Annotated in this window: 27 protein-coding genes; 15 read left to right on the forward strand and 12 right to left on the reverse strand. The window is 66.7% G+C overall.

From position 1 onward, the window contains the following. Window positions 1-6 precede the first annotated feature (6 nt). The 8 genes from hscB to uvrB form a co-directional block, all read right to left on the reverse strand. Entirely contained in the window at window positions 7-525 is a 519-nt protein-coding gene (gene hscB / locus AACH00_RS17670; RefSeq protein WP_341400495.1) for a Fe-S protein assembly co-chaperone HscB, read from the reverse strand. Continuing rightward, window positions 522-1,016 carry a GNAT family N-acetyltransferase gene (locus tag AACH00_RS17675; RefSeq protein ID WP_341400496.1) on the reverse strand — a complete coding sequence of 165 codons (495 nt, stop codon included), beginning with the start codon at window positions 1,014-1,016 and terminating at the stop codon, window positions 522-524. The genes hscB and AACH00_RS17675 overlap by 4 nt, the downstream gene beginning before the upstream one ends. Window positions 1,017-1,112: 96 nt before the next feature. Further along, a complete protein-coding gene (gene iscA, locus AACH00_RS17680) occupies window positions 1,113-1,436 on the reverse strand; it encodes an iron-sulfur cluster assembly protein IscA (RefSeq protein WP_341400497.1) in 324 nt (107 codons plus the stop codon). A gap of 3 nt (window positions 1,437-1,439) precedes the next feature. Then, entirely contained in the window at window positions 1,440-1,847 is a 408-nt protein-coding gene (iscU, locus tag AACH00_RS17685) for a Fe-S cluster assembly scaffold IscU (RefSeq protein ID WP_341400498.1), read from the reverse strand. A 24-nt stretch (window positions 1,848-1,871) separates the two neighbouring features. After that, window positions 1,872-3,092 carry an IscS subfamily cysteine desulfurase gene (locus AACH00_RS17690; RefSeq protein ID WP_341400499.1) on the reverse strand — a complete coding sequence of 407 codons (1,221 nt, stop codon included), beginning with the start codon at window positions 3,090-3,092 and terminating at the stop codon, window positions 1,872-1,874. A 69-nt stretch (window positions 3,093-3,161) separates the two neighbouring features. Further along, the gene (gene iscR / locus AACH00_RS17695; protein WP_341400500.1) at window positions 3,162-3,695 is read right to left on the reverse strand and encodes a Fe-S cluster assembly transcriptional regulator IscR; all 534 of its coding nucleotides are present in this window, start codon (window positions 3,693-3,695) and stop codon (window positions 3,162-3,164) included. Between the two features lie 213 nt (window positions 3,696-3,908). Continuing rightward, a complete protein-coding gene (locus AACH00_RS17700; protein WP_341400501.1) occupies window positions 3,909-4,397 on the reverse strand; it encodes a low molecular weight protein-tyrosine-phosphatase in 489 nt (162 codons plus the stop codon). Continuing rightward, window positions 4,397-6,517, reverse strand: a complete 2,121-nt coding sequence (gene uvrB, locus AACH00_RS17705; protein WP_341400502.1) for an excinuclease ABC subunit UvrB — start codon at window positions 6,515-6,517, stop codon at window positions 4,397-4,399. The genes AACH00_RS17700 and uvrB overlap by 1 nt, the downstream gene beginning before the upstream one ends. 148 nt (window positions 6,518-6,665) lie before the next feature. Here uvrB and AACH00_RS17710 point away from each other — a divergent pair, with 148 nt between their 5' ends. From AACH00_RS17710 to AACH00_RS17755, 10 genes are all read left to right on the forward strand, one after another. Then, a complete protein-coding gene (locus AACH00_RS17710; RefSeq protein ID WP_341400503.1) occupies window positions 6,666-7,862 on the forward strand; it encodes an amino acid aminotransferase in 1,197 nt (398 codons plus the stop codon). Window positions 7,863-8,065: 203 nt separating this feature from the next. Further along, entirely contained in the window at window positions 8,066-9,415 is a 1,350-nt protein-coding gene (locus AACH00_RS17715) for a polyhydroxyalkanoate depolymerase (RefSeq protein ID WP_341400504.1), read from the forward strand. A gap of 100 nt (window positions 9,416-9,515) precedes the next feature. Beyond that, a complete protein-coding gene (rsxB, locus tag AACH00_RS17720; protein ID WP_341400543.1) occupies window positions 9,516-10,208 on the forward strand; it encodes an electron transport complex subunit RsxB in 693 nt (230 codons plus the stop codon). Beyond that, window positions 10,205-10,843 (forward strand): endonuclease III, encoded by a 639-nt coding sequence (gene nth, locus AACH00_RS17725; RefSeq protein WP_341400505.1) that lies wholly within the window; start codon window positions 10,205-10,207, stop codon window positions 10,841-10,843. Before rsxB ends, nth begins: the two co-directional genes overlap by 4 nt. Before the next feature lie 149 nt (window positions 10,844-10,992). Further along, window positions 10,993-11,424 carry a hypothetical protein gene (locus tag AACH00_RS17730; protein WP_341400506.1) on the forward strand — a complete coding sequence of 144 codons (432 nt, stop codon included), beginning with the start codon at window positions 10,993-10,995 and terminating at the stop codon, window positions 11,422-11,424. Then, the gene (locus tag AACH00_RS17735) at window positions 11,417-11,869 is read left to right on the forward strand and encodes a hypothetical protein (RefSeq protein WP_341400507.1); all 453 of its coding nucleotides are present in this window, start codon (window positions 11,417-11,419) and stop codon (window positions 11,867-11,869) included. Before AACH00_RS17730 ends, AACH00_RS17735 begins: the two co-directional genes overlap by 8 nt. Window positions 11,870-11,899: 30 nt before the next feature. Beyond that, window positions 11,900-12,907 carry a D-2-hydroxyacid dehydrogenase family protein gene (locus AACH00_RS17740; protein ID WP_341400508.1) on the forward strand — a complete coding sequence of 336 codons (1,008 nt, stop codon included), beginning with the start codon at window positions 11,900-11,902 and terminating at the stop codon, window positions 12,905-12,907. Further along, window positions 12,904-14,124, forward strand: coding sequence for an MFS transporter (locus AACH00_RS17745; protein ID WP_341400509.1), 1,221 nt, complete (start codon window positions 12,904-12,906; stop codon window positions 14,122-14,124). Before AACH00_RS17740 ends, AACH00_RS17745 begins: the two co-directional genes overlap by 4 nt. Further along, window positions 14,121-14,711, forward strand: a complete 591-nt coding sequence (locus AACH00_RS17750; protein ID WP_341400510.1) for a chromate transporter — start codon at window positions 14,121-14,123, stop codon at window positions 14,709-14,711. Before AACH00_RS17745 ends, AACH00_RS17750 begins: the two co-directional genes overlap by 4 nt. Next, on the forward strand, window positions 14,708-15,235 hold the full coding sequence (locus tag AACH00_RS17755) for a chromate transporter (protein WP_341400511.1): 528 nt from the start codon (window positions 14,708-14,710) through the stop codon (window positions 15,233-15,235). Before AACH00_RS17750 ends, AACH00_RS17755 begins: the two co-directional genes overlap by 4 nt. Before the next feature lie 9 nt (window positions 15,236-15,244). Here AACH00_RS17755 and AACH00_RS17760 read toward each other — a convergent pair whose 3' ends face one another. From AACH00_RS17760 to AACH00_RS17775, 4 genes are all read right to left on the reverse strand, one after another. After that, window positions 15,245-15,571 carry a hypothetical protein gene (locus AACH00_RS17760; RefSeq protein WP_341400544.1) on the reverse strand — a complete coding sequence of 109 codons (327 nt, stop codon included), beginning with the start codon at window positions 15,569-15,571 and terminating at the stop codon, window positions 15,245-15,247. An 8-nt stretch (window positions 15,572-15,579) separates the two neighbouring features. Then, complete coding sequence (upp, locus tag AACH00_RS17765; protein ID WP_341400512.1) at window positions 15,580-16,221, reverse strand: uracil phosphoribosyltransferase; 642 nt, start codon at window positions 16,219-16,221, stop codon at window positions 15,580-15,582. A 61-nt stretch (window positions 16,222-16,282) separates the two neighbouring features. Then, window positions 16,283-17,032, reverse strand: coding sequence for a 23S rRNA (guanosine(2251)-2'-O)-methyltransferase RlmB (gene rlmB, locus AACH00_RS17770; RefSeq protein ID WP_341400513.1), 750 nt, complete (start codon window positions 17,030-17,032; stop codon window positions 16,283-16,285). Between the two features lie 111 nt (window positions 17,033-17,143). Beyond that, on the reverse strand, window positions 17,144-17,947 hold the full coding sequence (locus AACH00_RS17775) for a heparan-alpha-glucosaminide N-acetyltransferase (RefSeq protein ID WP_341400514.1): 804 nt from the start codon (window positions 17,945-17,947) through the stop codon (window positions 17,144-17,146). A gap of 84 nt (window positions 17,948-18,031) precedes the next feature. Between AACH00_RS17775 and AACH00_RS17780 the strand changes: the two genes are divergently transcribed. From AACH00_RS17780 to AACH00_RS17800, 5 genes are all read left to right on the forward strand, one after another. Beyond that, complete coding sequence (locus AACH00_RS17780) at window positions 18,032-18,967, forward strand: DUF2167 domain-containing protein (RefSeq protein WP_341400515.1); 936 nt, start codon at window positions 18,032-18,034, stop codon at window positions 18,965-18,967. A gap of 15 nt (window positions 18,968-18,982) precedes the next feature. Beyond that, window positions 18,983-19,708, forward strand: a complete 726-nt coding sequence (locus AACH00_RS17785; protein WP_341400516.1) for a site-2 protease family protein — start codon at window positions 18,983-18,985, stop codon at window positions 19,706-19,708. Between the two features lie 106 nt (window positions 19,709-19,814). Continuing rightward, on the forward strand, window positions 19,815-20,303 hold the full coding sequence (locus AACH00_RS17790) for a thioesterase family protein (protein ID WP_341400517.1): 489 nt from the start codon (window positions 19,815-19,817) through the stop codon (window positions 20,301-20,303). A 92-nt stretch (window positions 20,304-20,395) separates the two neighbouring features. Then, window positions 20,396-22,741, forward strand: coding sequence for a molybdopterin-dependent oxidoreductase (locus tag AACH00_RS17795; protein WP_341400518.1), 2,346 nt, complete (start codon window positions 20,396-20,398; stop codon window positions 22,739-22,741). 144 nt (window positions 22,742-22,885) lie between these two features. After that, window positions 22,886-24,769, forward strand: coding sequence for an ATP-binding protein (locus tag AACH00_RS17800; protein WP_341400519.1), 1,884 nt, complete (start codon window positions 22,886-22,888; stop codon window positions 24,767-24,769). The last annotated feature ends 1 nt before the right edge of the window (window position 24,770 follow it).

The raw sequence follows: 24,770 nt of genomic DNA on the forward strand, positions 1-24,770 counted from the left end.
GCGGATTCAGGTCTCGAAGGCATCCAGTCGACGTGCGAGGTCAGACCGGAAACGGTTCACGAACATCAGTGCGCGAACCTGTTGGGCGGCAGCTGCCGCGTTGTTGTGTTCGTCCAGCATCCGGCCGAGGTCGGCCTGCAACTGGCGCTCGAAGGCAGACACCTCGTCGTCCAGGGCCTCGACGGCGGGCAGTGTTCGAGCGTCGTCCAGCGCTTCGCGCCATTCCATCTGCTGGATCAGGAAGGCGGGCGGCATGGCGGTGTTGCTTTCGGCATCCACTGACGCCCCGCGCAACTCGCAGAGGTATTGTCCGCGGCTGAGCGGCTCTTTCAGGCGGCGGTAGGCCTCGTTCACCCGCACCGCCCACTGCATGGCCACACGTTGCGCAGCGGCACCTTCCGCAGCGAAGCGGTCGGGGTGAACCTTGCCCTGCAACTCGCGCCAGCGCGCGTCGAGCGCAGCACGGTCGAGTGCGAACTGCTGGGGCAGCCCGAAGAGCGTGAAGTCGTCGTCCTGGAGGTTCATGCCGACAAGTGCTTCTCAAGGAACAGGGAGAGGCCGTTGTCCGGATAGCCGCCAAAGGCCGCACGGCGCACATAGCCGCAGCGCTCATACAGGCGCACGGCTTCGAGCTGGTCCTTGCCGGTTTCCAGCGTGGCGAGGTGCACGCGGCGCTCAGCCAGGCGGTGTTCCAGCATCTGCAGCAGCTGCTCGGCGATGCGCTGGCCGCGTGCAGCCGGCTGAACGAACATGCGCTTGATCTCGCCGTAGGCCGCGCCGCCAGTGTCTACCTCGCCGGGCATGGTGCGCGACGCGCCACAGCCCACGATCACCCCGCCCTGCTCTGCCACCAGAAAATCGATGCCCGGCTGCAGCAGCGCCTGGACATCGAGGATGTGGTTGTCCTCGGGCGCGTAGAGGCTGGCAAGGTAGGCATCCAGCGCGCCCAGCATGGCCACCACCGCAGGGTGGTCAGCACGTTCGGGTCGGATCTGGACGGCAGGAAGCGACGACATGGCGGTTAGCTGTGAAATGCAAAGGGCGCGAGCCTGGTGCCCCGCGCCCTGTCGGCCCGCCTCAACGGGCGGCCGGTGTGGGTGTGACGTCTCGGCTCAGACGCGGAAAGATTCTCCGCAACCGCAGCGATCTTTCTCGCGCGGGTTGTGGAACTTGAAGCCTTCGTTCAGGCCTTCCCGCACGAAATCGAGCTCGGTACCGTCGAGGTAAGGCAGGCTCTTCGGGTCGATCAGGACCTTCACGCCCAGGTGTTCAAACACCACATCGTCAGGCGTCACGTCGTCGGCGTATTCCAGCTTGTACGCGAGACCCGAGCAACCCGTGGTCTTGACCCCCAGACGCACGCCCACCCCCTTGCCCCGGCGAGCCAGGTAGCGGGTGACATGGCGGGCAGCCGCCTCACTCAGGGTAACGGCCATGGGTCAGCCTGCCTTCGCCTGCTCGGTGGCGCCGTGGCGCGACTTGTAGTCATCCACGGCCGCCTTGATGGCGTCTTCAGCCAGGATGGAGCAGTGGATCTTCACCGGCGGCAGCGCCAGTTCTTCGGCGATGTGCGTGTTCTTGATGTCGAGCGCCTGGTCCAGGGTCTTGCCCTTGACCCACTCGGTCACCAGCGACGACGAGGCAATCGCCGAGCCGCAGCCGTAGGTCTTGAAGCGCGCGTCCTCGATCAGGCCGGTGGCCGGGTTGACCTTGATCTGCAGCTTCATCACGTCGCCGCAGGCCGGTGCGCCCACCATGCCGGTACCGACGTCGTCGTCGCCCTTTTCGAAGGCGCCGACGTTGCGGGGGTTTTCGTAGTGGTCAATGACCTTGTCGCTGTATGCCATGGTGTGTACTCCGAATTTTCGAGATCAGTGGGCGGCCCATTGGATGGTCGAGATGTCGATGCCATCCTTGAACATGTCCCACAGGGGCGAGAGTTCGCGCAGCTTGGCGACGCGGTCCTTCAGGGTCGCGATCGCATAGTCGATTTCCTCTTCGGTCGTGAAGCGGCCGATGGTCATGCGCAGGCTGGAGTGCGCCAGCTCGTCGCTGCGGCCCAGGGCGCGCAGCACATAGCTGGGTTCCAGGCTGGCCGAGGTGCAGGCGGAGCCGGAAGACACCGCCAGGCCCTTGACGCCCATGATCAGCGATTCACCTTCGACGAAGTTGAACGAGATGTTGAGGTTGTGCGGCACGCGGCGGGTGATGTCGCCGTTGATGAAGGTCTGCTCGATCTCCGACAGGCCCTTGACCAGACGATCGTGCAGTGCCTTGATGCGCACATGCTCATCGGCCATTTCAGCCTTGGCGATGCGGAAGGCTTCGCCCATGCCGACGATCTGGTGCGTGGCCAGCGAGCCCGAACGCATGCCGCGCTCATGGCCACCGCCGTGCATCTGGGCTTCCAGGCGCACACGCGGCTTGCGACGCACATACAGCGCGCCGATGCCCTTCGGACCGTACGTCTTGTGCGAGGCCAGGCTCATCAGGTCAACCGGCAGCTTGGACAGATCGATCGCGACCTTGCCCGTGGCTTGCGCTGCATCCACATGGAACAACACGCCACGTTCACGGCACAGGTTGCCCAGCGCTTCGATGTCTTGAATGACGCCGATCTCGTTGTTGACGAACAGCACCGACGCCAGGATGGTGTCGGGACGGATGGCCGCCTTGAACGACTCGAAATCCAGCAGGCCATCGGCTTGCACGTCGAGGTAGGTCACCTCGAAGCCCTGGCGCTCCAGCTCACGCATGCTGTCGAGCACAGCCTTGTGCTCGGTCTTCAGCGTGATGAGGTGCTTGCCCTTGCTCTGGTAGAAGTGCGCAGCGCCCTTGAGGGCCAGGTTGATCGACTCGGTGGCGCCGGAGGTCCAGACGATTTCACGCGGGTCAGCGCCCACCAGATCGGCCACTTGCACGCGGGCCTTCTCGACGGCTTCTTCGGCTTCCCAGCCCCAGGCATGGCTGCGCGATGCCGGATTGCCGAAGTGCTCACGCAGCCAGGGCACCATGGCGTCAACGACGCGCGGGTCGCACGGCGTGGTCGCGCCGTAGTCCATGTAGATCGGGAAGTGCGGGGTCATGTCCATGATGTGTTGCTCTCGAGGCCCAAAGCTGCGCCCAGCGGCGCCCTCGGGCCGTGTCCTCAAACGACAGGTTTACTTGGAAAAGGCGTTGCCGAGCGCGAACACCGAGTTCGGTGCCGTGATCTTGATCGGCTTGACCACCGGCGTGCTGGAGATGGCGCGCTTGACTGGCGCCTCCTCGATCGACACGCCCTTGGCCAGTTGGTCATCCACCAGCTTGCGCAGGGTGATGGAGTCCAGGTATTCGATCATCTTGGCGTTCAGGTTCGCCCAGAGTTCGTGGGTCATGCAGCGGCCGGCGTCGTCGCCCATGCAGTTTTCCTTGCCGCCGCAGCCGGTGGCGTCAATCGGCTCATCCACTGCCACGATGATGTCAGCGACGCTGATCTCATCGGCCTTGCGGCCCAGCGAATAACCGCCGCCGGGGCCGCGGGTGCTCTCCACCAGCTCGTGGCGACGCAATTTGCCGAACAGTTGTTCCAGGTAGGACAAGGAAATCTGCTGACGCTGGCTGATGGCGGCCAAAGCCACCGGCCCGTTGTTCGAGCGCAGGGCCAGATCAATCATCGCGGTGACCGCAAAGCGGCCTTTGGTCGTCAAACGCATGGGACTCTCCAGTCAACTCGGTGGACACCACCGCCGGAACCTACCGGCCATGGCCTACGTGTCGGGCTTGCTGAATTCAGCACCGGCCACTTGGCCGGGTTAACCCTCGGGCGTTCCCGAGTGAATTGCTCAATTATAGGCGAAGCCGAGTCTTTTAGTCGAGTATCCGCCAGGAAGGTTCCGTGGCGCTGACAAACAACGCGAAACGCACCACTAGAACTCTCGTTCCAGGAAGCCCTGACAGGCCACTTCCACCCGGTCGAGTACGTCCTCGAAGCCCGCCGCGCCGCCGTAATACGGGTCCGGCACTTCGCGTCCCATGTCGGGCGAGGCGTAGTCCATCAGCAGGCGAATGCGGGCCTGCCGGTCGGGTGGGCACTGGCGCTTGAGCTCGTCCAGATGGCCACGGTCCATGGCCAGCAGCACGTCAAACTCCTCGAAATCGGCTGCGCACACCTGCCGCGCCCGCCGCTTCGACAAGTCGTACCCCCGCTTCAGCGCATGGGACTGGCTGCGCCGGTCAGGGGCTTCGCCGACGTGATACGCACTCAAACCTGCGGAATCGACTTGCACACGGTGCGCCAGCCCGGCCTGCTCAGCCAGGCGCTGCAACACGCCCTCTGCAGTGGGCGACCGGCAAATGTTGCCGGTGCACACCATCAACACCTTCAGCACGGCCGGCGCCTTGAGCCGCCCGGTCATCAAGCGCCCCGCGTTCCGGTGAGCGGCACGACATTGCTGTCATGGCCGGCCGAGCCAAAGGCCTGCTCACGCAGCAAGGCCAGCTGGTCGCGAATGCGCGCGGCCTTCTCGAACTCCAGGCTGCGGGCGTGCTCCAGCATCTGCTTTTCGAGCGCCTTGATGCGCTTGCCCAGGTCCTTCTCGGACAAGGTCTCGACCTCGGCGGCCTGCTGAGCCAGGCGCAAGTCGTCCTTGCCTGACTTGTCGACGATGACCCCGTCGATCATCTCCTTGACCTTCTTGTGGATGCCGCGCGGCACGATGCCGTTGGCTTCATTGAAGGCGATCTGCTTGGCGCGGCGGCGGGCGGTTTCATCAATCGCCTTGCGCATGGAATCGGTGATGCGGTCACCATAAAGAATTGCCCGGCCGTTCACATTGCGGGCCGCGCGACCGATGGTCTGCACCAGGCTGCGCTCGGACCGCAGAAAGCCTTCCTTGTCGGCGTCCAGGATCGCCACGAGGGACACCTCGGGAATGTCCAGGCCCTCGCGCAGCAGGTTGATGCCAACCAGCACGTCGAAGGTGCCCAGCCGCAGGTCACGCAGGATTTCGACCCGCTCCACCGTGTCGATGTCGGAGTGCAGGTAGCGCACCTTCACGCCGTTCTCGGTCAGGTAGTCGGTCAGCTGCTCGGCCATGCGCTTGGTCAGCGTCGTGATCAACACGCGCTCACCCACCTCGGTGGTCAAGCGGATTTCCTGCAGCACGTCATCCACCTGGTGACCGGCCGGGCGCACTTCCACCAGCGGGTCAACCAGGCCGGTCGGACGCACCAGCTGCTCCACCACCTGGCCGGCGTGCGTCTTCTCGTAGTCGGCGGGCGTTGCCGAGACGAACACGCACTGGCGCATCTTGGTCTCGAACTCGGCGAACTTCAGCGGCCGGTTGTCCATCGCGCTCGGCAGGCGGAAACCGTATTCCACAAGCGTCGATTTGCGCGCGCGGTCACCGTTGTACATGCCGCCAAACTGGCCGATCAGCACATGGCTTTCGTCGAGGAACATCAGCGCGTCGCGCGGCATGTAGTCCACCATCGTGGGCGGCGGATCACCCGGAGCCGCACCCGACATGTGGCGCGTGTAGTTCTCGATGCCCTTGCAATGGCCCACCTCCTGCAGCATCTCGATGTCGAAGCGCGTGCGCTGCTCGATGCGCTGGGCTTCCACCAGCTTGCCGTCCTTCACGAACTGGTCGACCCGCTCGCGCAGCTCGGCCTTGATGCTTTCAAGCGCCGTCAGCACGCGTTCACGCGGCGTCACGTAATGGCTCGACGGGTAAATGGTGAAGCGCGGCACTTTCTGGCGCACGCGGCCGGTCAGCGGGTCGAGCAGCGAGAGTGTCTCCACCTCGTCGTCAAACAGCTCCAGGCGCACGGCCAGCTCGGAGTGCTCGGCAGGGAACACGTCGATGGTGTCGCCGCGCACCCGGAACGTGCCGCGCGAAAAGTCGGTTTCGTTGCGGGTGTACTGCATGCGGATGAGTTGCGCGATCACATCGCGCTGCCCCATCTTGTCGCCCACCCGCAGCATGAAGCGCATCTGGGTGTAATCCTCGGGCTTGCCGATGCCGTAGATGGCACTGACCGACGCCACGATGATGGTGTCGCGCCGCTCCAGCACGCTCTTGGTGGCCGAGAGCCGCATCTGTTCGATGTGCTCGTTGATCGCGCTGTCCTTCTCGATGAACAGGTCGCGCTGCGGCACATAGGCCTCGGGCTGGTAGTAGTCGTAGTAGCTGACGAAGTACTCCACGGCGTTCTTCGGAAAGAACTCGCGGAACTCCGAATACAACTGCGCCGCCAGGGTCTTGTTTGGCGCAAACACGATCGCCGGGCGCCCTGCCCTGGCGATGACATTGGCCATCGTGAAGGTCTTGCCCGAGCCCGTCACGCCCAGCAGGGTCTGGTAGGCCAGGCCGTCATCGATGCCCTCGACCAGCTGGTCGATCGCCGTGGGCTGATCACCTGCCGGCGGATAGGGCTGAAACAGCTGGAACGGTGAATCCGGAAAACTCACGAACTGGCCTTCGGCGGGTGCTGCCGCAGCCTCGTCCGTGTCCATCACTGTGAGATCTGACATGGGGTTATCCCTCGCGCCTCGTGGGCAATGCTTAAAATCCGCAGGCTCGGCCGCAATGCGCGCCGGGCGAACCTGACAGCGTAGCGCATCCTAGAGGATCGCGCCGACTGTCTCCCCGACTCGCACCAAGCACACACAGGACTTCCCCATGTCGCTCTTCGCCGCCGTCGAAATGGCCCCGCGTGACCCGATCCTCGGGCTCAACGAACAGTTCAACGCCGACCCCAACCCCGCCAAGGTCAACCTGGGCGTGGGCGTGTACACCGACGAGAACGGCAAGCTGCCGCTGCTGGCCTGCGTCAAGGCTGCCGAAGCCCAGCTGAACGAAGCTGCTCGCGCCCGTGGCTACCTGCCCATCGACGGCATCGCCGCGTATGACAAGGCCGTGCAAGGCCTGGTGTTCGGCGAAAGCAGCCCGCTGCTGGCGGCAGGCCGCGTGGCCACCGTGCAGGCCCTGGGCGGCACCGGCGGCCTGAAGGTCGGCGCGGACTTCCTGAAGAAGCTCAACCCGGGCGCCAAGGTGCTGATCAGCGACCCGAGCTGGGAAAACCACCGCGCGCTGTTCACCAACGCCGGCTTCACGGTGGAAACCTACCCGTACTACGACGCCGACAAGAAGGGCGTGAACTTCGACGCCATGCTGGCCTGCCTGAACGCAGCCGCCGCAGGCACCGTGGTCGTTCTGCACGCCTGCTGCCACAACCCGACCGGCTACGACATCACCGCGGCCCAGTGGGAACAGGTGATCGCCGCCGTCAAGTCGCGCAACCTGGTGGCCTTCCTCGACATGGCCTACCAGGGCTTCGGTGATGGCATCGCCGAAGACGGCGCCGTGATCGGCCAGTTCGTGGCTGCCGGCATCGACTTCTTCGTCTCGACCTCGTTCTCGAAGAGCTTCTCGCTCTACGGTGAGCGCGTCGGCGCCCTAAGCGTGGTCTGCGCCAGCAAGGAAGAAACCACCCGCGTGCTGAGCCAGCTGAAGATCGTCATCCGCACCAACTACTCCAACCCGCCGACGCATGGCGCCCAGGTCGTGGCCACCGTGCTGACGACCCCGGCCCTGCGCGCCCAGTGGGAAGAAGAGCTGGCCGGCATGCGCAACCGCATCAAGGCGATGCGCACGGCCCTGGTCGAGCGCCTGAAGCAAGCTGGCGTGACCAGCGACGTGAGCTTCATCACCACCCAGCGCGGCATGTTCAGCTATTCGGGTCTCAGCAAGCCCCAGATGGAGCGTCTGCGCAGCGAGTTCGGCGTGTACGGGGTTGATTCCGGCCGCATCTGCGTCGCCGCCTTGAACGAGAAGAACATCGGTTACGTGACCGAATCCATCGCCAAGGTGATGTGATGGCCCAGCCGGGCGGCGGCTGCGCTGGTCGCAGCCATCGCCCGGCCGAAGTTCTCAGGGTTGATGCTGTCAGCAGTCTCACGTACACCACAAAGTCATGTTGCAGTGCACAATGGCTGAAATCGTGTCAGCGCGTGATCAGCTTTTCAGGTGCATCATCGAACTGACTTGACCCCCGTCAAGCCCTTTCCGGAGTCTTCGCCATGCTGTATCAGCTCTATGAAACCCAACGCGCCCTGATGGCGCCGTTTTCCGAGTTCGCCAGCGCCACGGCCAAGCTGTACAGCCACCCGCTGTCGCCGTTCACGCACACCCCGATGGCCCAGCGCGTCTCCGCCGGCCTGGACCTGATGCACCGTCTGGCGAAGGACTACGAAAAACCGGAGTTCGGCATCAAGACCGTGCCGGTCAACGGCGTGAACGTGGCTGTTCAAGAGCAGGTCGCGATCGAGAAGCCCTTCTGCCGCCTGATCCGCTTCAAGCGTTTCACCGATGAAACCGAAGCCCTGGCCGACATGAAGAGCCAGCCGACCGTGCTGCTGGTCGCCCCGCTGTCGGGCCACCACTCCACGCTGCTGCGCGACACCGTGCGCATGCTGCTGCAGGACCACAAGGTCTACATCACCGACTGGACCGACGCACGCATGGTGCCGGAAGAGGTGGGTGCCTTCCACCTGAACGACTACGTGACCTATGTGCAGGAATTCATCCGGCACATCGGCCCGGAAGTGAACGTCATCTCGGTGTGCCAGCCGACGGTGCCGGTGCTGGCCGCCATTTCGGTGATGGCCACGCACGGCGAGTTCACGCCCCGCACGATGACGATGATGGGCGGCCCGATCGACGCCCGCAAGTCGCCGACCGCGGTGAACAACCTGGCGATGAACAAGAGCTACGAGTGGTTCGAGAACAACGTCATCTACCGTGTTCCGCAGAACTTCCCGGGCGCTGGCCGCACCGTGTATCCGGGCTTCCTGCAGCACACCGGCTTCGTGGCGATGAACCCCGACCGCCACATGACGTCGCACTACGACTACTTCCTGGACCTGGTGCGCGGTGACGACGACAGCGTCGACTCCCATCGCCAGTTCTACGACGAGTACAACGCCGTGCTCGACATGCCGTCCGAGTACTACCTCGAAACCATCAAGGCGGTGTTCCAGGACTTCGCGCTGGTCAACCGCACCTGGGACGTGAACGGCACCATCGTGGCGCCGGAAGACATCACCACCACGGCGCTGCTGACGGTGGAAGGCGAACTCGACGACATCTCTGGCGCCGGCCAGACACGCGCGGCGCACGGCCTGTGCACCGGCATTCCGAAGGAGCGCCAGTTCCATTACGACGTGGTCGGCGCCGGCCACTACGGCATCTTCTCGGGCCGTCGCTGGCGCGAGAAGGTGTACCCGGAAATCCGCGAGTTCATCCGCACCTACAACACCGACGAGCAGAAGATGGACCTCGGTGGCAAGGCGCCTGCCGTTGCCGTGAAGGCGGCCCCGCGCAAGGCTGCGCCCCGCAAGGCCGCTGCCCGCAAGACCGTCAAGTCTTGATGGACTAGCCCGCCGGCCCCTGCGCCGGCGGGATAATCAGGGCGTGACTGTTTCCGCCCCCTTCCCCCTGCCGCCCGAAGCTCCCCTGCCGGAGCTGACCCTGACCCCTGAAACGGCCGCCCTGGCCGCTCGGCTGGACGCGGCACTGCCCCAGACCCAGTGCACCCGCTGCGGCTACCCTGATTGCCAGGGCTATGCCCGCGCCATGGCGGCCGGCGCTGCCCCGATCAACCAGTGCCCACCCGGCGGCGCTGAAGGCATTCGCAGGCTGTCTGCATTGACCGGCCGCCCCGTCATTCCGCTCAACCCGGTGAATGGCCGTGAGGCGCCGCGTGCGGTGGCCGTGATCGACGAAAGCTGGTGCATCGGCTGCACCTTGTGCATCAAGGCCTGCCCGGTGGACACCATCGTCGGCGCGTCCAAGCTGATGCACACCGTGATCGAGGCCGACTGCACCGGCTGCGAGCTGTGCGTGCCCGCCTGCCCGGTCGATTGCATCAGCATGGTTTCGGTCACCGGTGAGGCCACCGGCTGGAACGCCTGGAGCCCGCTGCGCGCCGACGCCGCCCGCGAGCGTTACGCCTTCCACCGCATGCGCATTGAGCGCGACAAGCGCGACAACGATGAGCGCCTGGCTGCCAAGGCGGCGCACAAGCTGGCCGACCTGGAAAACCAGACCCTGCACACCGACCCGGCCATCATCGAGCGCAAGCGCGCGGTGATCGAAGCCGCCCTGCAGCGCGCCCGCGCCCAGCGCTCTGGCGCCGAGCCTGACGACGAGGTGGGCCAATGAAAGCCGCGGCCATCGAGCACTTCTTCGCCACCTTGCAAGCGGCCAACCCGCACCCGGAAACCGAGCTGCAGTTCACCAATGTGTTCGAACTGCTGGCCGCCGTGCTGCTGTCGGCACAGGCCACCGACGTGAGCGTCAACAAGGCCACCCGCGCCCTGTTCGCCCGTGCGCCCACACCAGAGAAGATGCTGGCGCTGGGTGTGGGCCAGGTGGAGCAGCACATCAAGACCATCGGCCTGTTCCGCACCAAGGCCAAGAACCTGGTGGCCACCTGCCAGATCCTGGTCGAGCAGCATGGCGGGCGCGTGCCGAATACCCGCGAGGCGCTGGAAGCCCTGCCCGGCGTTGGCCGCAAAACCGCGAATGTGGTGCTGAACGTGGCCTTCGGTGAGCCCACCATGGCCGTGGACACCCACATTTTCCGGGTCGGCAACCGCACCGGGCTGGCCCCAGGCAAGAACGTGGTCGAGGTGGAGCAGCAACTGCTCAAGCGCATCCCGAAGGCCTACATGGTGGATGCGCATCACTGGCTGATCCTGCACGGCCGCTACATCTGCCAGGCGCGCCAGCCGCGTTGCGCGGCCTGCCAGGTCAGCGCCTGGTGCGACTTCAAGCCGAAGACCAGCACCATCTGAGACTGGCCCCGGCCGGCAGGCCACCCACTCTCCATCCAGATCGCAGCACAAAACTGCGCTGCACCGGCCCTGCTTTTCGGGGCTTCGCAACCAAACGTGACGCCAACAATGGCCTCATGTTGCAAGCACTCCTGTCCGATGAAGCTCACATGAGCTCATCCCGCCTGATCCGCCGCCTCCTGCAAGGCCGTGGTCACAGCAGTGCCTTGCCTTCCCGCATTGATGTGCAGCCCCCAGCCCCCTGGCACGCCCCCGACTCGGTCTGGCGCAGTGTCTGGAACTGGCTGCACCACGACAAGCCGTCCTCGCCGAAGTCCCTGCGCACGCTGGATCTCGCCCGCGACGACTTCTGCAGCGCCCTCGAAGGACTGCCCTTCGACGACGCCATGGACCTGCGCCAGCGCGGGGCCCATGCACGCTCGCTGCGCGAGTTGTGGCATCTGCGCGCCGACCTCTACAACGTGGTGGCTCGCCACCGCAGCCAATCAGAAGCTGACCGCCGCCTGCAGGCGATCAACCGTCATTTTCCCCGCCGCGCCTCGGGCAACACGCCCACATCGCAGGACCTACGCCATGGATAAGCTGTCATTCCTCGCCGCCCCCCTGTCCGACGTCGACGCCGACATCGCCCAGATTGACCCAACCGCCGACTGGGCCGACAGCAGCCCCCATGGCGAACCGCAAGATCGCGCAGCGCGCCTGGCCGCACGTCGCGCCTTCGTCGACATGAAGCTGCTGTTCATGCGTGCAGTGGCTGATCTCGCCGGACCCAAAGGCCTGTGGCTGCAGCACCAGGTGCGGCAGGCCAACGACCCGAACGACCTGTGGGTGCTGCGTGGCGCACTGCTGGTGGCCCTGCATCAGCGCAGTGATCTCGCGGCCCGCAAGATGCGCGGCGAGATCTATCGCCAGCTCGACAGCGTCTTCCCGGACAGCCTGAGCGCAGGCCCGAGTTCGATGCCGCCGGTGCCCGAACCCTGGGCGCTGCCGGAATACCTGCAACCACAAGCTCGACTGCGTCGCTGAAAACCGTTCCGCCCGGTGCAAAATCCGGGTGTGAACATCATCATCCTCGACGACTATCAGGACGCGGTCCGCAAACTGCCCAGCGCGTCCAAGCTGAACGACCTCAACGCCAAGGTCTTCACCAACACGGTCAAGGGACTCGGACAACTGTCCGTGCGTCTTCGAGACGCCGAGGTGTTGGTCGCCATCCGCGAGCGCACCCACTTCAACCGGCAACTGCTGGAAAAGCTGCCCAAGCTGCGGCTCATCGCCCAGACAGGCCGCGTCGGCAACCACATCGACATTGACGCCTGCACAAGGCTCGGCATCGCCGTGGCCGAAGGCGTCGGATCACCCAATGCGCCAGCCGAGCTGACCTGGGCCCTGATCATGGCCGCCATGCGCCGCCTGCCGCAGTACATCGGCAACCTCAAGCACGGGGCCTGGCAGCAGTCGGGTCTGAAATCACAGTCGATGCCGCCCAACTTCGGCATTGGCATGCAGCTGCGCGGCAAGGTGCTGGGCATCTGGGGCTACGGCAAGATCGGCGCCATCGTCGCCGGCTACGGCAAGGCCTTCGGCATGGATGTGCGGGTGTGGGCCAGCGCGCCTTCACGCGCACGCGCCCTGGCCGATGGTTATTGCGTGTTCGAGAGCCGCGAAGAGCTGTTCACCCAGAGCGATGTGCTGAGTGTGCACCTGCGACTGGCCGATCACACCCGCCACCTGGTCACCCACGGCGATCTGTCGAGCATGAAGCCGACGGCCCTCTTCGTGAACACCTCGCGGGCCGAGCTGGTGGAAGACGCGGCCCTGGTCTCGGCGCTCAACCGCGGCCGGCCCGGCATGGCCGCGGTCGACGTGTTCGAGACCGAGCCGATCCTGCAGGGCCACCCCCTGCTGCGCCTGGAGAACGCCGTCTGCACGCCGCACATCGGCTACGTTGAGCAGGACAGCTACGAGATGTACTTCGGCGCGGCCTTCGACAACGTCGTGAATTTCGTCAACGGTACACCGACGAACATCGTCAACCCCGAAGCGCTGAAAGTGCTGCGGTGAGCCTGATCGCGGAGGCGCCCGCCGGCGCTCCGCCAGGGGCCGCCCGAGCCCTGCTGCTCGGCAATTTCGCCATCGGCTGCGGGGTGATGGTGGTGGCGGGCTCGCTCAACGACCTCACCCGCTCCCTTCAGGTCAGTGTGGCGGTGGCCGGCCAGCTGATAACCGCGGCCGCGCTGGCGATGTCGCTCGGCGCCCCGCTCTTGGCAGCCCTGCTGGCCGGGTTCGATCGGCGCAGGCTGTTGACCTTCGCCCTGCTCTGGTACGCCGTGGGGCATGCCATCAGCGCGCTGTCACCCGATTACGCCTGGCTGCTGCCGGTGCGGGCACTGACCATGCTGGCCGCCGCAGTGTTCACCCCGCAAGCCGCCGCCGCCATTGCCTGGCTGGCACCGCCGGCGGCGCGCGGCAAGGCCATCACCTACATCTTCCTGGGCTGGTCCGTGGCGTCGGTGTTCGGCATGCCGCTGCACAGCTTCATCGGTGAAGCGCTGGGCTGGCGCTATGCCTTCGCGCTGGTCAGCGCGCTCGCGCTGGCGGGTGCCTGGGCCGTCTGGCGTTCGGTGCCCGACGACATTCGCCCACCGCCCTTGCGGCTGGCCCAGTGGCGCGAGGTGCTGACCCACCCGGTGCTGATGGCCATGGTGGCGGTCACCGCCCTGTCGGGCTCGGGTCAGTTCACGCTTTTCGCCTATTTCGCGCCGATCTACCGCCAGGCCCTGGGCGCCACGCCGGTCGAGGTCAGCCTGCTGTTTTTCTGGTTCGGCGGCTTTGGCCTGCTGGGCAATGTGCTGCTGAGTCACCATGTTGATCGCTTTGGCGCCGGCCGTGCGGTGAACTGGCTGCTGGGCTTGATGGCGGTGTCGATCCTCTTCTGGCCGTTGGCCACCAGCGTCTGGATCATGCCGCTGGTGCTGCTGCCTTGGGCCTTCGCGGGCTTCGCCTCGAACTCGGCGCAGCAAGCCCGGCTGGGCAGCACGGCACCAGAACTGGCCCCGGCGCTGATGGCGCTCAACACCTCGGCCATCTACCTTGGCCAGGCCCTGGGGGCCGGCGGCGGCGGTGCCATGGTGGCCGCCAACCAGGCGCTGGGGCAGTCGCCTTATGCGGGCCTGCACTGGCCCGCGCTAGGCTGGATGCTGCTGGCGATTGCCCTGAGCTTGTGGGTGTCCCGGCAAGTGCGGCGCCAACGCGCAGCAGCCCACGAACAGCAGCCATGAACGCCGACCTGACGAAGCCCGCCCCCCGCTCCACCTTCGAGCTGTTCAAGGCCTTCACCCGCCTGGCCTTGATGGGCTTCGGCGGCGTGCTGCCGATTGCCCAGCGGGAACTGGTTGATCGCCTGCGTTGGCTGAGCCGTGAGGAGTTTGCCGAGCTCTTGTCGGTCGGCCAGGTGCTGCCCGGCCCCAACGTGGTGAATCTGTCCTTGATGGTGGGGGACCGGTTCTTCGGCCTGCGCGGTGCCCTGGCCGCAGTGGGTGGCATGTTGCTGATGCCTACCCTGCTGGTGCTGGTGCTGGCAGCGGCCTACCGCGGCCTCGCTGACGTGCCGGCCGTGGCGGGCGCCGTGCGCGGCATGGGCGCCGTCTCCGCCGGCCTGATCCTCGCCATGGGCTTGAAGCTGCTGCCGACGCTGACCCGCAACCCGCTCGGCCGGGTGCTGTGGGCGCCGCTGGCGCTGGTGGCCGCGCTGGGCGTAGGAGCCTTCCGCTGGCCGCTGATCACCGTGATCGCCGGCCTCGGCGGCTTGTCGTGGCTGCTGGCGTGGTGGCGACTTGGCGCATCCAGCAGCAAGGACCCGGCATGAACTGGGACGTGCTGTGGACGCTGTTCACCGACTGCCTGGCCATGTCGTTGCTGGCCATCGGCGGCGCCGTGGCCACGGTGCCGGAGCTGGAGCGTCGTGTCGTTCAGGCCCACCAGTGGCTGAGCAGTGCCGATTTCACCGCCTCCGTGGCGCTGGCCCAGGCCGCGCCGGGGCCGAACCTGCTGTTTGTCGCGGTGATTGGCTTCAACGTGCTCGGGCTGGCGGGCGCGGCAGCGGCCATGGCCGGCATGCTGCTGCCCAGTACGGTACTCACGCTGATGGTCACGCGCTGGGGCGCGCGGCGTCGCCAGAGCCGCACCGTGCAAGCCTTCGTGGCCGGCATGGCGCCGGTCACGCTGGGCCTGGTGGTGGCCAGCGGGTGGTTGCTGGCGCAGCCGGTCCGGGGCTCAGCCCTCGGGCTGGCGCTGGTGGCCGGCACGGTGCTGCTCACCTGGCGCACCCGCCTTCACCCCTTGTGGCTCATTCTGGCCGGCGCCGTTCTGGGGGCGCTGGGCCTGGTCTGACGGAACGCGTCAGTTCGGGTTCTCGAAGAACACGTAGTGCGTGTAGTCGCCGATCTCGAAGTAGACGCGCTTCTCGCCCGAATCCGCCTCGCCATTCATGTTGGCGTCCAGCACGCCGTAGCCGAAGCGGTAATGGCGCGGCAGGTTGTCGTCGGTGCCGAGTGCGGTCGAGAGCTTGTCGATCTTCAGGAAGCGCTTGACCACCTTGTCGCCGGCATAGACCTCCAGCACGCCGTTGGTGCCGGTCCAGTTCTGGATCTCGCGCTTGAGCTGGTTCTGCTTTTCCTGTGTGCAGGCAGCCAAAGCCACGGTGGCGACCAGCGCCAGCAAAGTCATCGTGCGCGTCACAGGGTGTCCTCGTCCTTGGTACCGAAGATCTTGTCGCCGGCATCGCCCAGGCCCGGGATGATGTAGCCCTGCTCGTTCAGGTGGCTGTCGATCGAGGCCGTCCAGCAACGCACATCCGGGTGGGCCTTGTCGAGGGCGGCAATGCCTTCAGGGGCGGCCACCAGCACGAGCGCGCGGATGTCCTTGCAGCCCCGGCGCTTGAGCAGATCGATGGTGGCGATCATCGAGCCAGCCGTGGCCAGCATGGGGTCGATGATGAGCGCGGTGCGCTGATCGAGGTGCGGCACGAACTTCTCGAAGTAGTTCACCGGCTGCAGAGTTTCGTGGTCACGGGCCAGGCCCACCACGCTGACCTTGGCGTTGGGCACCATGTCGAGCACGCCGTCCAGCATGCCCAGGCCTGCACGCAGGATGGGCACCACGGTGACCTTGCGACCCGCGATCTGCTCGATCTTGGTCGGGCCGCTCCAGCAGTCGATCGTCACTTCGGCCAGCGGGAAATCCGCCGTGGCTTCATAGGCCAGCAAGCGCGCCAGCTCGCCCGTCAGTTCACGGAACTTCTTGGTCGAGATATCGGTTTCGCGCAGCAGGCCCACCTTGTGGCGGACCAAGGGATGTGAAACGGCAAATACAGGCATCGGGGGGCACTCAAATCAGAATGCCCGAGTGTAGCGACCGAACGTGGCCGCTTGCCGCCCTTCAGCCCTTCGGCACGCGCTGGCGCAGCGCCTCATACAGGCACACACCCGCCGCCACCGACACGTTCAGGCTTTCCACCGCGCCAGCCATCGGAATGCTGATCAGCTCATCGCAGGTCTTGCGGGTGAGCTGGCGCATGCCGGCACCTTCGGCGCCCAGCACCAGGGCCACGGGGCCGCTCAGGTCGACGTCGTACAGCGTCTGCTCGGCATCGTCGCTGGTGCCGATGATGCGGATGCCACGCTCCTTCATCTCGCTCAAAGAGCGGGCGAGGTTCGTCACCATCAGGTAGGGCACGGTTTCCGCAGCGCCCGAGGCCACCTTGGCCACCGTGGCGTTCAAGCCCACCGCGTGGTCCTTCGGGGCCACCACGGCATGCGCACCGGCGCCATCGGCCACCCGCAGGCAGGCACCCAGGTTGTGGGGGTCGGTCACGCCGTCCAGCACCAGCACCAGCGGCGCGATCTGGCGGGCTTCAACGCCTTCAAGCAGTTCGTCCAGCGAATGGTGCTGCTTCAGCGCATTCACGCGGGCCACCACGCCCTGGTGACGCGGGCCACCCGAGAGCTTGCCCAGGCGCTCGTCATCGCTGTCGATGATCTTCATGCCGGCATCCCGGGCGCGCTCGGCAAACTGCCGCATGCGGGCGTCGCGGCGCGTGGCGTCGATGTGGATCTCGATGATGGATTCCGGCGCGGTTTTCAGGCGGACGGTGACGGCGTGGAAGCCGTAAAGAACTCGGGTGGACATGCGTGAAGGCCCTGGGCGGGGCAGGCAGACGGGCCACTGCACATGCAGTCGCCAACCCGCAAGCCTACCACTGGCGCCCCGGCGGCGGCCACCATCCAGCCAGGCACCAGCTCAGCCGCGCAGCTGCACCCACACGGTCAGCGCACCGATCAGCAAGGGCTGATGAACCATGTAGATGCTGAGCGACCAGCGCCCCACCACGGCCAGACGCTGCCCCAGGCGAGCCCAAGGCACCGGCGCGGTCAGCCAGGAACGACGGTGCGCCAGCAGCCACAGCCCCAGCGCCAGCCCCCACAGCACCGGTGCCAGCCAGGGCAAAACGGGCACATAGTCTTGGGTGAAGGGCAGCCGGGTGACGAGCCCTGTCCAGTTGCCCCACCGGCCATTGAACACCTCGCTGGCAGCGAAGCGTGGCGCCATCAGGGCAAGCGCCCCAGTACCCCAGAGCAGCGCCTGCATCTGCCAACTCCCGCCCGCCCAGCGGCGCAGCAAGGGCGGCACCAGCACACGCAGCAATAGCAGCATCACCGCAAGACCGTGCAGCACGCCGAAGCTGATCCAGCTCTCCGGAAACATGAACGCTGATCCGGCAGACACCAGCACCGCACAACCAGCCACCTGGCCCCAGCGGCGCCAGAAGCGCGACCAACCCAGGCCCGCCGACAAGGCCACCGCCTGCGACAGGCCGGCACACACCATGAACAGGCTGACGATGGCGGTGCGCTGCATCGTCCAGAAGGGATCAGACAGGAACCGCTGCGGCGGCGTCATCAGGCGGAAATGGTTCAGGTCGAAGCAGAAATGGAAAACCACCATCCACACCACCGCGACCGCGCGGAGCGCATCGAGGCGATCAAACCGGTCTTGGGGGCGCGCAGCCACAGCGGTGCGCAACTTGGTTTCAATGCGTGTCACCTTCTCAGGTTAGCGCATGAAGCGGCGCGTGCCGGTGTCAGAATCTTTTCAAAACAAAGGGCCCATCGGCCGAGGGAGCGTCACTTGTCATCACATCACTGCTTGATCAACGCGGGCTGCACGGGCTCAGCGCAAAACCGGACAACCGCCTTCAAGGCCCGCCTGCTGCTGGCCCTGGGCCTGCTGACGGCCTCACTGGCCTGGGCCGCACCGGCCGAAGCGCCCAACCCCGAAGCGGCCTGGGACGAGGCCCGCAAAGCCGCGAAGGCCGGCCCGGTTGAGCTGCCGATGGCCAAGCAGGCGGTGCTGAAGTTGCCCGCCGACCATGTGTTCATTCCGCAACCGCAGGCCACGAAGCTGCTGCAGGCGATGGGCAACCCGGGTGAAGACCCGCGCCTGCAGGGCGTGATCTTCCCGACCGGCGACCAAGGCTGGATGATGACGGTGCGCTTCGAGTCGTCGGGCTACATCAAGGACGACGACGCCAAGGAGTGGAACGCCGACGACCTGCTGAAAAGCTACCGGGAAGGCACCGAGGCGCAGAACGAGGAGCGCAGCAAGCTCGGCATGAAGCCGCTGGAAATCATCGGCTGGGCCGAGCGCCCGGCCTACGAAGCAGCCACGCACCGGCTGGTGTGGGCGATGGTCTCGCGCGAGAAGGGTGATGTCGGCTCCGAGCAGGGCGTGAACTACAACACCTACCTGCTGGGCCGCGAGGGCTACTTCAGCATGAACCTGGTGACCGAGCTGAAGAACCTGCCGGCCCACAAGCCCCAGGGCCAGGCAATGTTGACGGCCCTGGCCTTCGATGAGGGCAAGCGTTACGCCGACTTCAACGCCAACACCGACCGCGTGGCCGAATACGGCCTGGCCGCGCTGGTGCTGGGTGTGGGCGCGAAGAAGCTGGGCCTGCTGGCCGTGGCCGGTGCCTTCATCGCCAAGTTCGCGAAGGTGCTGCTGCTGGGCGCGGTGGGCCTGGGTGCGGTGGCCAAGCGCTGGTTCGGCCGCGACAAGGCCTGATCAGGAAGCGCCGACATGATCAAGTTGTTGATGCTGCTGTTGTCGGGCGCCAAGCTCGGCAAGCTGGCCGTGAGTGGCGGCAGCATGCTACTGGCCCTCGGCGTGTACGCGTGGGTGTACGGCTGGAAGTACGCGGCGGGCTTTGTGTGCCTGCTGCTGGTCCACGAGATGGGCCACTTCTGGGCGGCGCGGCAGCGGGGCCTGAACGTGGGTCTGCCCACCTTCATCCCGTTCCTCGGCGCCTGGGCGGAGCTGAAAGACCTGCCCCACGACGCAGAAGCCGAAGCCTGGGTGGGCCTGGGCGGGCCTCTGCTGGGCACCCTGGGCGCCCTGCTCTGCTATTTCGCGGCGCGGGACACCCAGGCCAACTGGCTGCTGGCCGTGTCATACGCGGGCTTTTTCATCAACCTGTTCAACCTGATCCCGGTGATGCCGCTCGATGGTGCTCGCATCACCGCCGTGCTGTCGCCCCGCATCTGGCTGCTGGGGGCGCCGATCCTGCTGGGCCTGTTCTGGTGGCGGCCCAGCCCGTCGCTGCTGCTGGTCAGCCTGCTGGCGGCACCGCAGGTATGGCGCGCGCTGAAGTGGCGCAGCGACAGCGACGAGGCCCGCACCTACTACGCGGTGTCCGCTGCTACCAAGGCAGAGTACGCGCTGATCTACCTCGCACTGCTCGGCTTCCTGGCCGTGATGACGCACGACGTGCATGAAATGCTCAGCGGCACGATGTCGCCCAGGTGACGCCCGGGCGCCCCGGTTGGCAAGCGGCGCCGCTGCTTCCTATCGGGGCATGCCCGTAGCCCCCGGCAATTGACGTGAACGTCAACCTGCCGCCCAATGAGCCACCATGCCTGATACGACTTTGCCCCGCCGCAGCGCGGAAGAACAGCAGCGACTCGACGCCGCGTTGACGGACTTGTTCGAACACAAGATCACCTTCAACCAGACGCTGGGCATGCGCATCAAGACGCTCGCCCTGCCCGCCCCCACCTGCCGCTTCGACATGCGCCCGGAACTGGTGGGCCACTACGTGTACGGGCGTCTGCATGGCGGCGTCATCTCTTCCGTGCTCGACGCCATGGGCGGCCTGGCCCTGATGGTGGCCATCGGCGAGAAGCACGCGGACGAAGCCACGCCGCAGATCCTGCACCGCTTCGCCCGGATGGGCACGATCGACCTGCGGGTCGATTTCCTGCGCCAGGGCATCGGCACGCACTTCTTCGCCAGCGCCGAGGTCACCCGCCTCGGTGGCCGCGTGGGCTCGACCCAGATGCGGATGACCACTGCTGACGGCACCTTGATTGCCACCGCCGCTGCGGCCTACATGGTCAGCTGACTGCGGGTAGATACCGAGGGGCCAGCGTCGCGGCGGTGACGCCATGGCCGCCCCCGTGCGGCGAAGATGCGGGCAGACCGAAGGAGACTGCCATGCCCCAAGCACACATCGCTGACGCCACTTCTGCCAACACGGCGGCCAACACGGCGGCCCACACCACCGACGCCACCCACCACTACCGCATCTGCCCGCTCTGCGAGGCCTGCTGCGGGCTGGATGTGGAAGTGAGCAGTGGCCGGATCGTGCGCATCAAGGGGGCGGAGCAGGACGTCTTCAGCCAGGGCTACATCTGCCCCAAGGGCTATGCCCTGAAAGACCTGCACGAAGACCCCGACCGCCTGCGCCAGCCCATGGTCAAGCGCAACGGTCAGCATGTGCCGGTGAGCTGGGAAGAAGCCTTCGAGGAGATCGAGCGTCGCCTGCCACCGCTGCTGGATGAACACGGGCGCGACAGCGTGGCCATCAGCCTGGGCAACCCGAACGTGCACAAGATGGGCCTGCTGCTGTATACGCCGCGGCTCATCAAGGCGCTGGGCACGAAGAACGTGGTGTCGGCCTCCACGCTCGACCAGATGCCCAAGCAGTTGTCGAGCGGGCTGATGTTTGGCCACTGGCTGAGCATCCCGGTGCCCGACATCGAGCGCTGCGACTTCCTGCTGATGCTCGGCGCCAACCCGATGGCCAGCAACGGCAGCCTCTGGACGGTGCCCGACTTCCGCGGCAAGGCCAAGGCGCTGCGCGCCCGTGGCGGCCGCCTGGTGGTGATTGACCCGCGCCGCACAGAAACCGCCGAGGTGGCCGATGCGCACCACTTCATCCGCCCGGGCACCGACGCGCAACTGCTGGCAGCGATGGTGCACACCTTGTTCGACGAGCAACTCGTGAAGCTCGGTGCACTCACCGACTGGGTGAACGGCGTTGAGGAGGTCCGCGCCGCCGTCGCCCCGTTCAGCCCCGAGGCCGTTGCCAAGCACTGCGCAGTGCCGGCCGCTGACATCCGGCAGCTGGCACGGGATCTGGCTGCTGCTGAGCGCGGTTGCGTGTATGGCCGCATCGGCACCTGCACCCAGCGGTTCGGCACGCTGGCCAGCTGGCTGATCGATGTGCTGAATGTTCTGACCGGGCATCTGGACCAACCAGGCGGCGCCATGTTCCCCCGCCCGGCTGCGTTCGCCGCCAACACGCTGGGTGCGGCCGGCAAAGGCCGTGGCGTGGTGATGGGCCGACACGCCAGCCGCGTGAGTGGCGCGCCCGAGGTGTATGGCGAGCTGCCGGCCACGGTGCTGGCCGAGGAAATCGAAACCGCCGGGCCGGGCCAGGTGCGCGCGCTCATCACGGTGGCCAGCAACCCGGTGCTCAGTGCGCCGGGCAGCACGCGGCTGGATGCGGCGCTGGGCCAGCTCGACTTCATGGTCAGCGTCGACATCTACCTGAACGAAACCACGCGGCATGCCGACGTCATCCTGCCGGGGTCGTCGCCGCTGGAGGACGGACATTACGACGTGGCCTTCCCGGCGCTGTCGCACCGCAACCATGCGCGCTATTCACCGCCGGTGCTGGCCCGCACGCATGGTCAGATGCCAGAGTGGCAGATCCTGCTGAAGCTGGGCGCCATTGCCCGCGGCCTGGGCGCGGCGGCCGACCCGCTGGCCCTGGACGGCGAGCACCTGAAAGCCGACCTCGACAAGCTGGCCGGTGCCCACGCGCCGGCCTTGCTGGCGGCCCTGGGCACGCAAGCCGGGCCGGAGCGCTGGCTGGACCTGGCCCTGCGCAGCGGCCCGTATGGCGATGCATTCGGCCGCCAACCCGGCGGGCTGACGCTGGCCAAGGTGGCGGCAGCACCGGGCGGGGTTGACCTTGGCGCGCTGCAGCCCCGGGTGCCTGAAGTGCTGCGCACGCCCAGCGGCCGCATCGAGCTGGCGCCGGCGCCCTGCCTGGCCGACCTGGTGCTGGCCGCGGAGGCCATCAACACGGCCGCCCGCACGGCCGACCACACAGCGCCCGACATCGCCAAGCCAGGCCGTTTCAGCCTGATCGGCCGCCGCGAAGTGCGCAGCAACAACAGCTGGATGCACAACCTGCCCACGCTTGCCAAGGGCCCGTTCCGCTGCACGTTGCTGATGCATCCGAGCGACGCGGAAAAACTGGGTGCGGCTGACGGACAAGTGGTGCGCATCCGCCTGGCGGGCCATGCCGAGCGTCGGGATATCGAGGTGCCCGTGGCCTTCAGCGAGGCCATGATGCCCGGCGTCGTCAGCTTGCCTCACGGCTGGGGCCACAACCTGCCCGGCACGCAGATGCAGGTGGCGGCAGAGCGCCCCGGCGCCAACCTGAATGCGGTGCTCGACGAAGCGCTGCGTGACCCCCTCTCGGGCAACGCCGTGCTCTCGGGCGTGGCGGTCGACATCACCGTGCTCGGCACGGCCGCCGTGGCCTGACGACGCAGCACCGTCGCACAACCCCACGCCCCGCAGGTCCCTCCGCCGACACCCTTGCGTTAGGATCAGCCGGGTGTGGCGGGCTTTCAACCCGCCGCTTTCACCCCCCGGGCTGCGGCCCGAACCGGAGTTGATCGATGCACGTTGTCTGCTGCGCTGAACTGCGCGCCCACCTCGGCGCGGCCCTCACCGGTGCCCACGCCTGTGCCTCAGCCAGCTGACGACGACCTGGAGGAGCGCGTTCAGCGCGAAGCGCTGTTCATGGTGCTGTCGCACGCCCCCAGCAGCGTGCCGCTGTTGTGGCTGGCCGTGGGGGTGCTGCTGCTCTACACCGTCCACCTGCCGGCGCTCTGGCCCGTCAGCATGCTGCTGGCGGGCATGGCCGTGGTGAGCGGCCTGTGGCGGCTGCGCATTCACTGGCAGGCGCGCCGCAGCGGTTTGCGCACCCGCAGCCTGCGCCTGGCCGCCATGCGGCAGGTGCGGGCCAACGCCATGCTGGCAGGGCTGCTGTGGCTGATCTCCACCCTGGCACTGTTTCCGGGCCTCGATCTGGAGGGGCGCGAGTTTCACATCATCCTGCTGGCGGGCACCGCTGCCATCACCAGCTTCTACATGGCCCTGATCGGGCGCTGCGCCGAGGTGCTGATCTGCGCCATGCTGCTGCCCTTGACGGGCATGCTGGCGCTGCACCCGGACCTGCGCTCGTGGCCGCTGGCCACGATGACGCTGGCCTTCTGCGCGGCCTTGCTGCGCAACGTCGGCTCGATGCGGCAAACCACCCTGGCTGCACTGCGCCTGAAGCACGAAGCGGAAGCCAACGCCGAGCAGCTGCGCCAGGCCATGCAGGCCGCGCAGGCCGGGGCGCAGGCCAAGGCCCGCTTTCTGGCCACGATGAGCCACGAGATCCGCACCCCGATGAACGGCGTGCTCGGCGCGCTGGACTTGCTGAATGAGGGCACGTTGTCGCCGTCGCAGCGGCATTTGCTGGATGTGGCGCGCAGCTCCGGCCAGGGCCTGCTGGCGGTGCTGAACGACACGCTCGACTTCTCGAAGATCGATGCTGGCCACGTCGATCTGCGTGCAGACCCGGTGTCGCTGCAAGCCCTGGTCATCGAGGTGCATGCCTTGTTCGCGGCCAGTGCCAGCGCGCGACAACTCAGCTTCCGGGCCGAGTTGGACCCCGCCCTGCCCGCCCAGGTGCTGGCCGACGCCCAGCGCCTGAAGCAGGTGCTCATCAACCTGGTCGCCAACGCCGTCAAGTTCACCCAGCGAGGGGAAGTGTGCGTGGCCGTCAAGGTACTGCCTTCCGTGCCTGCCGCTGATGCGCCTGTTGCCCCGGGAGGCTCACAGGCCTTGACCGTGCTGTTTGCGGTGACAGACACCGGCATCGGCATCGCGGCTGACCGCATCGACCAGCTCTTCACGCCGTTCCAGCAGATCGACCAGGGGCCGCAACGCAGCTTCGGCGGCAGCGGGCTCGGGCTGGCGATTTCTCATCGGCTGGTGGAGCGCATGGGCAGCCACATTGCCGTGAACAGCACGATCGGCGTGGGCAGCCGCTTCAGCTTCCACTTGATCCTTCCGGTTTGCCCTGCGACAGCAACGGCCGATGTGATTGCGGAAACCGCCGCCGCGCCCGAGAGCCTGCGCGGCAGCGTGCTGCTGGCAGAAGACAACTCGGTCAACAGCCTGATCGCGGTAGCCATGCTGCGCTCGCTGGGCTTGACCGTGACACAGGTGGCTGACGGTGCAGACGCGCTGGCGGCGCTGGCGCAGGAACGGCCTGACCTGGTGTTGATGGATGGACAGATGCCCGTGATGGACGGCTACGCGGCCACCCGCCGCTGGCGCGCCCTGGAAGCACAGCAAGCTGGCCTGCCGCGATTGCCGGTGATCGCCCTGACGGCCAACGCGCTGCCCGAAGACCACCTCGCCGCGCGCGAGGCGGGCATGGACGACCTGCTCGCCAAGCCCTACACGCGAGAGCAACTGGCCCGCATGCTGGCCCGCTGGCTGCCGCCTGCTTGAA

The organism is Ideonella margarita, assembly GCF_038066635.1.
Classification (GTDB): domain Bacteria; phylum Pseudomonadota; class Gammaproteobacteria; order Burkholderiales; family Burkholderiaceae_C; genus Ideonella; species Ideonella margarita.